Source organism: [Clostridium] saccharolyticum WM1 (genome assembly GCF_000144625.1).
Taxonomy (GTDB): domain Bacteria; phylum Bacillota; class Clostridia; order Lachnospirales; family Lachnospiraceae; genus Lacrimispora; species Lacrimispora saccharolytica.
On sequence record NC_014376.1, the window covers coordinates 3,742,640 to 3,756,406 of the forward strand.

The 13,767-nt window shown below is 40.7% G+C and carries 11 protein-coding genes; all 11 read right to left on the bottom strand.

The genetic code is table 11. The features are described from left to right. Positions 1-2: 2 nt before the first annotated feature. The gene (locus tag CLOSA_RS17500) at positions 3-1,106 is read right to left on the bottom strand and encodes a radical SAM protein (RefSeq protein WP_013274070.1); all 1,104 of its coding nucleotides are present in this window, start codon (positions 1,104-1,106) and stop codon (positions 3-5) included. Between the two features lie 39 nt (positions 1,107-1,145). Then, positions 1,146-2,348, bottom strand: coding sequence for an HAD-IIIA family hydrolase (locus tag CLOSA_RS17505; RefSeq protein WP_157669110.1), 1,203 nt, complete (start codon positions 2,346-2,348; stop codon positions 1,146-1,148). A 30-nt stretch (positions 2,349-2,378) separates the two neighbouring features. After that, entirely contained in the window at positions 2,379-3,893 is a 1,515-nt protein-coding gene (locus CLOSA_RS17510; RefSeq protein ID WP_013274072.1) for a glycosyltransferase family 2 protein, read from the bottom strand. 251 nt (positions 3,894-4,144) lie between these two features. Continuing rightward, positions 4,145-5,461: a tetratricopeptide repeat-containing glycosyltransferase family 2 protein gene (locus tag CLOSA_RS21910; protein WP_013274073.1), complete on the bottom strand. Its 1,317-nt coding sequence runs from the start codon at positions 5,459-5,461 to the stop codon at positions 4,145-4,147. A 108-nt stretch (positions 5,462-5,569) separates the two neighbouring features. Then, complete coding sequence (locus CLOSA_RS17520) at positions 5,570-6,850, bottom strand: flagellin N-terminal helical domain-containing protein (RefSeq protein ID WP_013274074.1); 1,281 nt, start codon at positions 6,848-6,850, stop codon at positions 5,570-5,572. A 578-nt stretch (positions 6,851-7,428) separates the two neighbouring features. Beyond that, entirely contained in the window at positions 7,429-7,620 is a 192-nt protein-coding gene (locus CLOSA_RS17525; protein WP_013274075.1) for a YjfB family protein, read from the bottom strand. A 96-nt stretch (positions 7,621-7,716) separates the two neighbouring features. Then, on the bottom strand, positions 7,717-9,255 hold the full coding sequence (locus CLOSA_RS17530; RefSeq protein ID WP_013274076.1) for a sensor histidine kinase: 1,539 nt from the start codon (positions 9,253-9,255) through the stop codon (positions 7,717-7,719). Between the two features lie 27 nt (positions 9,256-9,282). After that, positions 9,283-9,954 carry a response regulator transcription factor gene (locus CLOSA_RS17535; protein ID WP_013274077.1) on the bottom strand — a complete coding sequence of 224 codons (672 nt, stop codon included), beginning with the start codon at positions 9,952-9,954 and terminating at the stop codon, positions 9,283-9,285. 223 nt (positions 9,955-10,177) lie between these two features. After that, positions 10,178-11,020, bottom strand: a complete 843-nt coding sequence (gene kduI / locus CLOSA_RS17540; protein WP_013274078.1) for a 5-dehydro-4-deoxy-D-glucuronate isomerase — start codon at positions 11,018-11,020, stop codon at positions 10,178-10,180. A gap of 136 nt (positions 11,021-11,156) precedes the next feature. Then, the gene (locus CLOSA_RS17545) at positions 11,157-12,932 is read right to left on the bottom strand and encodes a methyl-accepting chemotaxis protein (protein WP_013274079.1); all 1,776 of its coding nucleotides are present in this window, start codon (positions 12,930-12,932) and stop codon (positions 11,157-11,159) included. Between the two features lie 343 nt (positions 12,933-13,275). Continuing rightward, positions 13,276-13,722 (bottom strand): hypothetical protein, encoded by a 447-nt coding sequence (locus CLOSA_RS23265; protein WP_242647828.1) that lies wholly within the window; start codon positions 13,720-13,722, stop codon positions 13,276-13,278. Between the last annotated feature and the right edge of the window lie 45 nt (positions 13,723-13,767).

The window sequence follows — 13,767 nt, forward strand, 5'->3', positions numbered from 1 at the left end:
AATTATTCCTCCCATTTCGGTGCAAAATCATTTCCGGTCTGAATAAATGCACTTTTCTTATTCCAGTTGGCAAAGGATGCCTGATAGCAATTTTTACATGGCAGATCCATATCAGATCCGTTTACCCGCTTGCGAAAATCCTGATACTCTTCTGAATTCCACATCTCATTAAAAGAGGCATATTTACTGATATGAAATAATTTTCTGGAAGTGGACATACAGGAACGCACATATCCATCGGATCCAAGGAAGAAATCGCGCCATCCGGTATAGCAATCCTTATGCAGAAAATCTCCTGCAGAATCCTCCCCCTGAATACACGGCAGCTTTACCGCAATCCCCAATTTTTCTCCAAGTCTTTCTGCTTCTCCAAAAATCTCCTGAAGTTCCTGTTGTTTACCATACAGGCTTTCGTCCAGCATTCTTTCATCAAATGCCGTTAAATAAACTCCTTTTACTTCCTGAAGTCCCAGTTCATGGCCTAAACGGACGTATTGGGGAAATTCTCTGTAATTACTTTCCATCATGGTCATTACTATGCTTAAATAGGGGAACTCTACCCCTCTTCTTTTCTTTTCATCTGCAATATCTTTTAATGCGCTGGTAATGGAGTCAAAGTCTGCTCCTGCCCGGATCTGGTTATTTGTTTCCGCACATGCCCCATCCAAACTCACAGTCAATAGCTCTACCTCATTGTTGAATATATCCTCTTTTAACTCTCTAAGCCTTGTACCATTGGTACAGAAAAACTTTCTTAGTCTATGTTCCTTCGCCCATTTTAGAAATTCCCTGAAATGAGGATGCAGCGTAGGCTCTCCCCATCCAAGTAAAGTCACTTCTTCAATTTTATCTGCTGCTGGTTCCAATAGAGGCAGCCAATCCTTGTGGAATAATGTGGGTTTAAATTCTACGGAACTGCGCCCGCACATTTTGCAATGAATGTTGCAGGCACTTGTCATCTCCAATACAATCCGTCTGGGATAGGATTGTAATATTGTTTTACCTGCAAGTGCTTCTTCTCTGTTTATCCTGCTGTTTTCTCTCTGTACCTCTGTCAATTCTCCGATATCTTTTAAATCCAGTGTTTTTGCTCTGATTAAACTCATTTTTTCTGCTCCTTCACTTATATATTGGACTACCTGGAGTTAAAAGCGTAATTTGGTAGCTTCCTGCAGATACTGAACAACCTGTTTTTTCAAGCAATTTTCCTCTGTCACTTGAATTACCTTATGGCAGCCGGCAGCCTTTCCCGCTTCCAGATCTCTTTCATCATCCCCAAATAATACACATTCCGATAGATCCAGGGATAAATCCTTCTGAGCCTGAAACAATAACCCCGGCTTTGGTTTTCTGCAGAAACAACCGTCATTCCAGCCATGAGTGCAGACATATATGCCATCTATCAAAATTCCCTCAACGGATAAATCTTTCTGCATTTTTTCGTGAATCTGTTCTAATGTATCTAACGTCAGATATCCCCGTGCAATTCCCGGCTGATTGGTAACTATAATAAGGGTATATCCATTCTCTTTCAATAATTTAAGTGCATCTATAGCTCCCTCCAGCCAGACAAACTGATCTGGTTTAACTATATATTCCCCTTTTGGCGCCCTTACATTTAGTGTGCCGTCACGGTCCAGAAAAGCAATTTTCTTAGGCCGGAAAAACTCCTTTGTCAAACGGATGCGGTCCCAGGAACCTACGCTGTAGTAACGATGTTCCACTTTAAATGCGTATAAAAGTCCCTTGTCAGCTAAAGCGGAATAAATGGCCTTTTCAAAATTGACATTGGTATCCGGCAGCATACTCAATACTTCTTTGCGAACCAGAGCATAACCGATGTCAACCATTGAAAGGCCTTCTTGGAATCTGCTTTTATCGTAAATGGTCACCTTCCCATTTTCATCTGCGCATAGATTATTCTTAGTATAGAAATCCCTATTGGCATAAGCAGTAACTTGTACCAAAGCGTTAGAGGAAAAAAACTTTTTTTCCGCTTCCTCCAAATCCATAGGGCAATAATTATCACAGTACATAAGCAAGAAACAATCTTTTATCATTGGTCCGGCATGTTTTAATCTGGTACCGGTATCATATTCCGGTGGTGTGATATCATATGTAACATTTAGTCCATACGCGGAACCATCACCCACAAATTCCTGTATTATCTGAGGCAGATAACCAAGAAGAAGCACCACTTCTTTTATGCCGAATTCTTTTATTTGATACAAAAGATATTCCAAAAATGGACGCCCCTCAAACTCATACATTGGCTTTGGTTTCGTATCAGTAAAGGGCTGTAAACGAGTTCCATAACCACCCGCCAATATTACAGCTTGTGAAATCATGCGTTCTTTCAATTTTCTTGCCTTTCCATCTCAATAATTTTTAGTTATTACAAACCAAAATATTTCTGTCATCAGCCGCTGCAGGCATTCGTTGGTTAACTTATTCTTTTCCACACTGTTTCTGATATATGCAATATCTGATGCACTTAACTTGTACTGTTTCATGGTTATCCCATCTATCTGACAATGCTTTTCAAGCATAGTTTTCATAAATTCCATTGAGATATTATAAGCAAGACTAGTATTATAAATGCTTCTATCACCTAAAATATTCAGATATTCATATAAACTAAATGTATTATAAAGTGGAATTATAATCTGAGCTCCCTTTTTTGCAAGGCAAAACACATCGTTAAGTATTTTTTGTGGCTCATTATACATGTTGACAGGATGCCCCATGACAATGTAATCATAAAAGTTTTCTGGGAGATTATCGCGCAGGAATTCTTGCCTATCACAAACTACAATATCTTCACATATGGTCTTTAAATCCGTTTGATATCTTGCATCTTGTGTAAAAGCCGACAGCTTGGCATCATAACGCCCAAACTTTCTGATTTTATTTTTTATATCTAAAATAGGGGTTCCGCATTTTACATCAATCCCCAATATTTTGATATTTTTTTTCTCTCTTGTTTTCCTAATAAAGTCAGTCGTATCTAGTAAGTAGTTGTTGACATCTTCCCATGCATCAATACTATGGTATTTTTCTTGAAAATTTTTACTACCAACTTCTAATGCATGTAGATAATCCTCTTCCTTCTTATCTTCAAAGTTTCTATAATCATGATCGTGATAAATCCAGACATCTCCTGCCAAAACAGCTTTATAACCCGCCCTTCTTATGCGAAAGGAAAGATCATCGTCGCCAAAATCATGGTAAAAACCGCAATCAAAAAAAGGATAGCCCACTGCAAGAATCGCTTCTTTTTTTAGTAACGTAAGGATTGTAATAAGGCGGAGCCTCTCCTGCCATTTAGAAGGATCTGATTGATTATAATTACGAGCCTTTTCCATCATATCGTTATAATCGACAAAATCCATTTTTACTTCCTGAAAATTACTTACATTAGAAGAAGTTGCACAAACCATTCCTATCTTATCATCCGACTGGGCGCATAATAACATGTTCTTAAGCCAGTTTGGAGTAACTATTACGTCATTAGGGACAAGAATAAAATATTTCCCTAATTCTATTATGCTATTTATAGTAAGAGCAAATGGAAGCCCTGCATTCTTGTTAATGCTAATTATCTTCTTATTTTCATATTTAATGCCTTTAAGATAATCCATTGTTCCATCTGTTGAACCATTATCAATTAAAACCAATTCATAATCAATATCTATAGTGTTTTCAATAATACTTTCTATACATCTTTTTGTCTTCTCCAAGCGATTATATGCGATTACCATAATACTAACATAGGACTTATTCACCTGGTAATGAATATCTGACATAGATTTTCTTGCTTCGAAAAGCGTATCTCCAGATAGCTTTATCGTATTCTGGGTATTATCAATATAAGTAATTAGATTCTCTGTCACGTTACCCGCTCCCTTTCCTGTCTCATCACGGTATGTACCTTATAACTAATTAGCTCAAACCTTTCACTCCAAAATCGTTGATACAAAAACTGCTCTAAACAAAAAAATAAATAGAAAAAATCCGGTAATTAAAAATTGAAGAAAATCTGAAAAATAAAGGGATTTGCTTAAATTTCAATCATACCACAGTAATACCATAAAATAGTAGGAACTGTTTTACAAATACACCAAACTTAATTCTTACCGACTAATTACTCACTGAAATACCATGACTTATCTTCATCACTCATGGTTTCAATCAAAGCGTCTTCCAGAGCCTTATAACCTGTTTTTTTTGCAGATCTGATAACAAAAAGCCGATCTTTAAGGGAATTTAAATCATAGATTTTTTGTAAAAATCCAATGATTGCCGCTATTGCCCCAGCAGAATCGCCCTCCTGCTTTAACATATCAACGAGCGTATTCGTGATGATTTCCCGGTAACGGTCAATACGTAGTATCAAAACGCAATATCTGACAGCCTGGGAAAAGTTTGAAATTTCTACATAAGCCCTTACCAAGGCTGTATATATATCAGTTAAGACATCAGGAACATGGGTGACATTAATGCCCTGATAATCCTCCAGTTTCTTCAAGCAATTTTCCAGATATGTAACGGTCTCCCCATAACACTCTTTACGAAAATGCCAGACTCCCATAAAATAATCATAATCAGGATACTCAGGAGAGAATTTCACAGCATCTTCATACAGCAGGAAAAACTCATCCTCTTCCTCCGCCTTATCACGCATCAGTATGGTGTGCATCAATCCATAATATGTAGTGATCAATCTTGCAGAATTAATATGCGAAACACCGTTTTTCAGGATATCACGGTAAAGTACCTCTGCTTCATCGGCATTTCCTGATACCTTCAGAGTTTCTGCCAAATACGCAACCGCATCATAATTTTCAGGATTATCCTCTACTTCTTTCTTCAATAACCGGATGTTTCTCTCAACCTTATTCGTCTCTTTATAAACCGCTTCTGTATATCCGGTATGAAGAACAGAAATCTCCTTTGTCAAGTCGCAGATAATTAACTTACCGGATGTAATGGCTATCATTTCATGGATTCGGTTTTGATATCTTAACTTGGGAAGGTTTTGAAAAAAACGGTCCTGGACCGTGATTCCGTTTGTCGTACCGTCTTCCTTTAAATCAACAAGAGAAGTTCTTAAAATATGAGGTTTTAATTTGGGATCCGCAGATTCAAGCTGAATCAGAATCTCCTTAATCCTTTTCGCATCCTTATCCAGCAAATATTCATCTGCATCCAAAAATGCAATCCAGTCGCCGGCAGCTTTTTCTATGGCAAAATTTTTTGCAGCGGAAAAATCATCGACCCAGGTAAAATGAAATACTTTTGCCCCCATGCTTTTGGCAATCTCAACTGTACGGTCCGTGGAACCAGTATCAACGACAATTTGCTCATATACAATATTCTTTCCCCATGTTAAAGCCCTGGCAATATTCTTTTCTTCATTTTTCACTATCATGCATTGAGACAACCGTGCTTTTTTCTTCATGTGCGTTTCTCCATTAATATTGTATATTATACAAAACAGATGCCCCTGTAACCGCATGGGGCAGGGGCATCTGCCATTCATTACTTTTCTAAATGTTTTAGCTAATTCTTACCGAAGTAACTGTAAAACTCCCTGAGGAAGCTGATTTGCCTGTGCAAGCATAGCCTGAGAGGACTGTACAAGAATATTATTCTTTGTATAAGTCATCATCTCTTTTGCCATGTCTACGTCACGGATGCGGCTCTCTGCAGCAGTCATGTTCTCAGAGGTTACGCTTAAGTTGTTGATCGTATGCTCAAGACGATTCTGGATCGCACCAAGATCACCTCTGGTGGAAGATACAGAGTTAATTGCATCTTTTAATTTCTTCACTGCATCTGCAGCGCCAGACTGTGTGCTGATATCAACCGTATCAATCTGAAGTGCTTTTACATGCATATCGCCTACGGATACACTGATCTGATTAAATGTATCAGAAGTATCACCAATCTGTAAGCGTAAGGAGCTGCCTGTTGTACCTGTGGTTATTGCGGCACCTGCAGAAGGTGCTACAAAGCCAGCTACGTCAAGTCCTTTAAGCAGATCATTAGCAGTAGGGCCAGCTGCAGTCGCTGTAAGGTCAATTTTGCCAATACCAACTGCGCTTAAATCAAGCACTACATTATCTCCTGCAGCAATAGCAGTGTTGCTTGCCATAGCAGTTCCGTCTGCCTTCTTAATGATATCAGTAAGCTTGAGGTTTACAACAGATACGTTACCCTCTTTATCTGTCATTTTTACATTTAATACATCGCTGGCACCTGCAGTGGTAAATGTACCGTTTGCATCTAATGCACCAACGTCAAATGCAAATGTAAGGCCATCTTTATCAATGCTTGATCCCTTGATATCAGTAACAACAAAATTAGTTGCTACAGTTGATCCGATAGCCAAGCTGCCTGCATTAAGTTTATATTTGCCAGATCCCATAGTACCGTCAAGCAGTTTAATACCATTAAAGTTTGTGCTGTCCGCAATACGGTCAATTTCAGACTTTAAGGATACAACTTCCTTCTGAAGGTTCTCACGGTCAACTTCATTCTGGTAAGTTCCGTTAGCAGACTGGCCAGCCAGCTCTACCATACGGTTTAACATGGAATGAACTTCTGTTAATGCACCTTCAGCGGTCTGTACTAAAGAGATACCGTCATTTGCGTTCTTCTGAGCGGTCTCAAGACCTGTGATCTGAGCTCTCATCTTCTCAGAAATAGCAAGACCTGCAGCGTCATCGCCTGCACGGTTGATTCTGTAACCAGAAGATAATTTCTCAAGGTTCTTGCCTACTGTGTTATTGTTGTTTCCTAACTGTCTGTAGGAATTTAAAGCTGCGATGTTGTGTTGAATTCTCATAGATATTTCCTCCTTGACTATGTTACAGGGAATTCCTTTTCCCTGCGTGATATGTTTTCCTGAAACAGGAAAATAAGTAAAAAATATTGGCGGAATCAAACGGGGTACCAGCCGTTTTATCGATTCCTAACTTTGACACTTGTGTCTTTCGGAAGCTTACCAACATAATATTCTGATGAATTGAACTATGCGTTTATGTATCTTCCTTTCATCTACAATATCGTATCAACGGAACGAAAAGATAAGTCTTTTTTTTAATATTTTTAAATAATTTGTCGAACATGTAATTTTCATAAAATGCTTTGTCATTTGCTCTGTTTTATCTTCTGGCAACTGACCGTTTCTTTATACATTTTCTCATGTTTTGATACTCTTAAATGAATGGAAAACCATTATATTTATCCTCTTCATTCCTTCATTAATTGTTTATTGTTTGTTTGCAAAATTCCGAGAGGCTTTATAGGTGTTATTTTTATTCCCTCATTCCAGAAAAAAAGATCCCTTGACTTTATAGAAAAAAGATCTAAAGATAAAACAAAAGAAAAAAGAGGATACGCTACTGCATATCCCCTTCCCATCTAAGCTGTCGTATCCACAATCTGCCCGGTCCCATTTGCAGGCATCTGTCTGGGAACTGCAGTTTCTGCCATCTTCAGCAATCCATCCGCCACAGCCTCCTGAGCGTCCATCGCCTTTTTTGCAACACTGATTCCTGCACTCTGCTGTACTCTTGCAAGACTCATATCCATGCTCATAGCAGCAATATCCATACGTTTCATCTCCTTTCAAAAACACAGTTCAAGGTGATTCTATTACTATTCATCTTCTATAGTTATATCGGCCATCTACCTCCTGAATATAACCGATCAAAGATTTTCTTTCTCGCAGTCCAGGGTAAACCAAAATTCCACGCCGCCTTTTACATTCCGGACACCGCAGGACTTCCCATGGGAATCCATAATCGCCTTAACTATAGAGAGTCCGATACCACTTCCTCCATACTCCCTGGTATGTGCCTTATCTACCTTAAAAAACTTGGTCCAGAGATTTGGCAAATCCTCTTCCGGAATATTCTGTCCGGTGTTGAATACGGTGACTAAGGCTTCCTCTCCGTTTTCTTCTGCGGTAATCACGATCTTTCGTTCTCCCTCTAAATGGTTGAGTGCATTGTTTAAATAGTTTGTAATGACCTCTTCTATTTTAAATTCATCGGCGAATACATAGATTGGACCGCCCTCTTCCAGCTTTACCTCTGCAGCCTTTTGCTGGATTAAGATACCGGCAGAACCAATGACGCCACGGATCAGTTCCGTCAAATCGAAGCGTTCCGGCTGAATGCTGTCATTGCCGAATTCAAGGGCAGTAAGATTGAGAAGCTGGCGAACCATGGTATTCATTTTACCCGCTTCATCCATGATGACCCCGCAGTAATAATCCCTGCTGTCCGGATCCTCTGCCATCCCCTCCGTCAAGCCCTCAGCATACCCCTGGATCAATGCAATAGGAGTCTTTAATTCGTGGGAAACATTGGCAATAAAATCCTTCCGCATCTCATCTATTTTTATCTTTTCGTCAATATCCTTCTGCAATTTTTCATTCGCAGCCCGCAGCTGTCCGATGGTATCTTTTAAGGTATCGGATAACTGGTTCATGCTGTTGCCCAGCACTCCCACCTCATCTTCCTCTTTGCCGGTATATTTGGCTTCAAAGTCAAGGGCCGACATTTTTTCTGACAAATTGGCAAGCTGAAGAATAGGAGATACTATTCTTTTTGTCGCAAGATATATAAACATACTGCCTACAAACAGAGCGGCAACGCCCACATAGGCCAGAAACCGGTTGGCAAGATCCACACTTTCCCTGATGCTGGCCAGAGGAACAGAAATGAGAAAAATGGTTTTATTATCGGAAAAATACCCCCAGCTTTCCAGATAATATGAATCAGAACGCCTGTCATAGGTTTTCTGAACAATATAATTGTCATGCTTTTTTAAAATGCTGGCTTCAGGCACGTTTTTCCCGAATATATAGGCCTCCACCCTGTTTTTTAAAAACTGCTGGTCTCCGTTTGTTAACATAAGGACCTCGTCTGTAGTGCTGTCAATGAGAACCATCATCAGATTGTATTTTTCCCCCATGGTCCGGAACATCTTCTGGGCCGGGCCTTCATTTTTAAAGTCCGGGTCATAGGTATCCTTGTAATATTCGATGATTCCTTTCCCGCTCTCATTGGCCTGTTCTACTACCCTGTCGATCTGCATATAGGCTTTTTCCAGAGTATGCACCTTATCACTAGTGTAAAAGCTCTCCAGAAACCAGTTGTTTACACACCATGTGGAAACAAGGACAAAGGCCATCAGACATACAAATATTACGGCAAAACGCGCCTTGATGGAATGCTTCATTTACTCACCTTAACTGATATCCTTTCCCTATACTTCAAATTTGTATCCCATTCCCCAAATGGTTTTTATATAATCGCCCTTTTCCCCCATCTTATTCCTAAGTTTTTTCACATGAGTATCTATGGTGCGTGCATCCCCAAAGTAATCGTAATTCCATACATTATTCAGTATCTTCTCTCTGGACAGGGCGATCCCCTGGTTTTCCAGGAAATAAGCCAAAAGCTCAAACTCTTTGTAGCTTAAATCTATGTCTTTTCCGTCAATGGTGACCTGATGGGCTGCCTTGTCAATGCAGATCCCCCCTATTTCCACAGCGTCTGCAGTTACGGCATTGCTGCGCCTTAATATGGCTTCCACCCGGGCAACTAAAATCTTGGGGCTGAAGGGTTTTGAAATGTACTCATCCACTCCTAAGTCAAAGCCCTGAAGTTCGTCACGCTCTTCGCTTCTTGCAGTCAGCATGATGATGGGCACCTGGGAATATTTGCGGATGGTTTTGCAGGTCTCCCAGCCATCCATTTTGGGCATCATCACATCCAGAATAATCAGTACAATGTCCTTTTGTTCAAAAAAGAGATCCACAGCTTCTTCTCCATTGGAAGCCTCCACTACAGAAAAACCCTTTACGCTTAAAAAGTCCTTTACTAGCTTTCTCATTCTGGCCTCATCGTCCACTACCAATATCTTTAACGGTTCCATTATAACCTCCTGAAATCAGATCTTTACACCACAAAGTATTTATCAGCCATATTGTATCAAATTGAAAGGCAGATTTCTACATTTTCACAGAGATTTCACACGGTTTGAATAGAAATAGCTGATCACCAGATTATTCCCCCTGCACCGAAACCATATTCCCTTTTCCTGAATGCAAAAGGCAGATGCGCCGGAAGGAGCGCATCTGCCTTATCTCAAATAAATACTATCTTAATTCAGTTGTAGGAATGGTGTCCATATCGTCAAATGCCTGGTTCTCTCCGCCCATTGCCCAAATGAAAGTATAATTGCTTGTACCTGCACCGGAATGGATGCTCCAGGATGGACTGATCACTGCCTGCTCATTCTGCATAACAATGTGTCTTGTCTCATTGCCTTCGCCCATCATATGGAATACTACGTTGTTCTCCGGAATTTCGAAATACATGTAGACCTCCATACGTCTTTCATGGGTATGGGATGGCATGGTATTCCATACACTGCCGGGATCCAGAACGGTCATACCCATGGAAAGCTGGCAGGTCTCCAGCACATCCGGATGAATGAACTGGTTGATTACACGCTTATTGGATGTCTCCATCGCTCCAAGCGGCTTCTTTGCCGCTTTTTCAATCGGAATGAAGGTGGTTTTGCAGGACTTATGAGCCGGCGCACTTACCATATAGAATTTTGCCGGGTTTGAACTATCCTCGCTTGTAAAGGTCACCTCTTTTGTTCCCTTGGTAATATATAAGCAATCCTTATATCCCATTTTGAACTCTTCCCCATCAGCTACGATCTTTCCGGCACCTCCAATGTTAAAGATACCGATTTCACGTCTCTCAAGGAAATAACTTGTCCCAAAATTTTTCCAGATATCAATCCCTTTGTCAATAGAAACAGTCTCCGTTGTAGGCATACAGCCTAAGGTTACCATGCGGTCAACGTGAGAATATACGGCAACTACCTCATTGGCAATGTATAAGTTTTCAATTAAAAATTCATTTCTTGTTTCTTCCGTGGTATAACGTTTAAAATCTTTCTGATTTGCTGAATAGCGGATATCCATTTATTAAAAACCTCCTTATTTAATTAGATTTGAAATAACTGACCTGCTTCATCGTATCATAATGAGATTTTTAATTCAATATTTTCTTGAATATATCCTTAAAAAGAACATAGCAGCCTGATTATTACTCGGAAATTCATTTAATACCAGATGAATGCCCCAGCACTTCCTGTGATACAATTTTAAATTTGCTCACTTCTTCCCGCAGCAAATCTGCCTGCGCAGACAGTTCTTCACTGGAGGCAGAACTTTGTTCGGCTGTTGCCGCATTGCTCTGTACCACTGCAGATATCTGGGAAATACCGCAGGTCACTTCATTCATGGCAATCGTCTGTTCCCGGGATGCCCTTTCCACCGTTTCCATCAGTTCACGCATATGCCTTGCCTGATTGATAACATCCATGAGAAGGTCCGCATTGTCCCGTGCGGTATCCATTCCATCCTTTACAGCCTTGGAAGCATTATCAACCAGCACAGCCGTCTGTCTTGCAGCCTGGGCTGCTTTGGCTGCAAGGCTGCGGACTTCATCCGCTACAATAGCAAATCCCTTACCCGCTTCTCCTGCCCGGGCAGCCTCCACAGCCGCATTCAGGGCCAGAAGGTTTGTCTGAGAAGCAATTCCATCGATATCCTGGGTAACCTTTCCAATTTCATCTGATGTAGTTTTTATCTCGTCCATCGCATTCAGCATCTGCTTCATTTTTGCGTTGCTTTCTTCTACCCGTCCTACGGTCTGCTCCACATATCCGGTTGCTTTTTCAATATTGGCAGAGCTTTGCTCTACCTTTGTGGAGACTTCAGTGATAGATAACGAAAGCCGCTCAATGGTTCCGGCCTGTTCAGCCGCTCCTGATGCAAGGGCCTGGGCGGCGTCTGCCACCTGGGAAGAACCTGCACTCACCTGATCCGCTGACTGGTGGATCGCCTGCAGTGTCTGGTTAAGCTGCCGGTAAATCAGCAGAAGGGAATCGTGAATGGGTTCAAAATCACCGGTAAATTCTTTTTCCACCGGAAGAGTCATATCTCCCTGTGCCATATGCTGCAAATGTATGGTAATATCATCTACTACATCGCGCATCTGAGTGATCAGCTCATCGGTCGCATAGGAAAGTACCTCCATCTCGTCCTTTGTCTGGCTGACTGGCACGGGTGGTGTATGTACATCTCCTGCTGACAAAAGCTTCAGACGGCCTGCAATGGGACCAAGAGGTGCTGTAATCCGGTTCAGCAGGACGGCAAGCACGAAAAGACCGATTATACAGATACTTAAGGAGACTCCAAGCAGCAGCAAAATTTCAAAAATCTTTTGCTTTTGGTAATTAGCAACAGCGCCGTCTATATCGTCAATATAATTCCCTGTACTGATATACCAGTCATAGGGTTCAAACTTTAAGGTATAGGCTCTCTTTGCAAATACGCCATCCTGTCCGGGTTTGGTAAAATAAAAATTCGTATACCCGCCTCCCTGATTGGAACCGTTTTCGAGCAGCTTGCGGATATAATAATTACCGGCCAGATCCTGTTCATCATACCGTTCCTTCCCCTCGTAATCGGGGTTCCTATGTACGGCACATAATCCTGTAGATGTATCTGCCCAGAAATAACCTTTTCCATCCCCGTAGCGGGTATCACGAACAATAGCTTCTGCATTTTTACGGGCTTCCTGCTCTGTGATTTCGCCGTTTTCATAACGTTTATAATTGGCATCCAACACGCTTACAATACTTTCAACCGCTGTTTTAATATTTGCATCGAAGCTTTGATAGCTTGAGTCAATCCAATTCTGATACACCCGGTTTAGGCTGACGTAAAAGATTGCTGTTAATAGGAAAATCGTACTGAAAACCAAAACACTTACAAATAAAATAAGTTTGCCTCTTACCTGCAATCTGTATCTTTTCTGTTTTTCCATGCTGTGCTTCCTCCGTGATTGCATAAACTTTTCTTTCATGCAATATCATACCTCGCCCCGGGAATTTGTGCAATGCAACTTTGTTCAGAATTGTGTAAAACTATTTCGGTACTTCCCCCTTTATTTCCTTGAAATACTTAAATAAACAAATGAGTTTTCTGAAATAACTATAGTTTCCTTCTTATATCGCCTTCTTGTTCCTGTCACTGCCATCAAGAATACCATTCAAATAAGGACATAAAGTTATTCCGAAGTTTCTGCCATACTTTTATGTAACAAAGCATTTGCTTCAACTTCGGAATAACCGTTATATCACCTGATACTGCCATCCATTCTTTTTATGCTATGCGATCCTGTGAATTGACCATATGATTCCACCCGAATTGGCTCCACCAAGATTAAGATTTAAGGACATACCGCTTGATACATAAAACAATCCAACAACGTCACCGCTGTTTAATAATGCATCACCAGCCAAAGTAACCGTTCCGTTACCTAATATAGCCCTTAAAGTCAGAGCTATCAAGCTGACGTTTAGAATCGGGAATAACCCGCTTACTAGCGTATCGGTTGTAGGCGATGTCCTTGATACCGCAAAAGATGGATTTACAGCATTTCCAATAGAACCTGTAATTGCTGCTGTCGTGGAATAGTTAATGGTTGCCTTTATAGAATATCTTCCCGTTTCAGGAACCGTAAAGTTACCTGTTGCAGCATTAAAGCCGGCATCCCCATAGTAAGGAGCAGTTGTGGTCCAGTTTGTTATTTGTGTGTCTGAAGATACCGCCAAGGTAGATTTGAATGCGGAAAATCCTGTTGTGGCAAAAACAGGACC

Excerpts from the sequence above, each read along its gene's own strand:
- CLOSA_RS17505 (WP_157669110.1), bottom strand. The coding sequence starts at position 2,348 with ATGATTTCACAAGCTGTAATATTGGCGGGTGGTTATGGAACTCGTTTA.
- kduI (WP_013274078.1), bottom strand. The coding sequence starts at position 11,020 with ATGGATATCCGCTATTCAGCAAATCAGAAAGATTTTAAACGTTATACC.
- CLOSA_RS17500 (WP_013274070.1), bottom strand. The coding sequence starts at position 1,106 with ATGAGTTTAATCAGAGCAAAAACACTGGATTTAAAAGATATCGGAGAA.
- CLOSA_RS21910 (WP_013274073.1), bottom strand. The coding sequence starts at position 5,461 with ATGAAGAAAAAAGCACGGTTGTCTCAATGCATGATAGTGAAAAATGAA.
- CLOSA_RS17535 (WP_013274077.1), bottom strand. The coding sequence starts at position 9,954 with ATGGAACCGTTAAAGATATTGGTAGTGGACGATGAGGCCAGAATGAGA.
- CLOSA_RS17545 (WP_013274079.1), bottom strand. The coding sequence starts at position 12,932 with ATGGAAAAACAGAAAAGATACAGATTGCAGGTAAGAGGCAAACTTATT.
- CLOSA_RS17520 (WP_013274074.1), bottom strand. The coding sequence starts at position 6,850 with ATGAGAATTCAACACAACATCGCAGCTTTAAATTCCTACAGACAGTTA.
- CLOSA_RS17525 (WP_013274075.1), bottom strand. The coding sequence starts at position 7,620 with ATGGATATTGCTGCTATGAGCATGGATATGAGTCTTGCAAGAGTACAG.
- CLOSA_RS17530 (WP_013274076.1), bottom strand. The coding sequence starts at position 9,255 with ATGAAGCATTCCATCAAGGCGCGTTTTGCCGTAATATTTGTATGTCTG.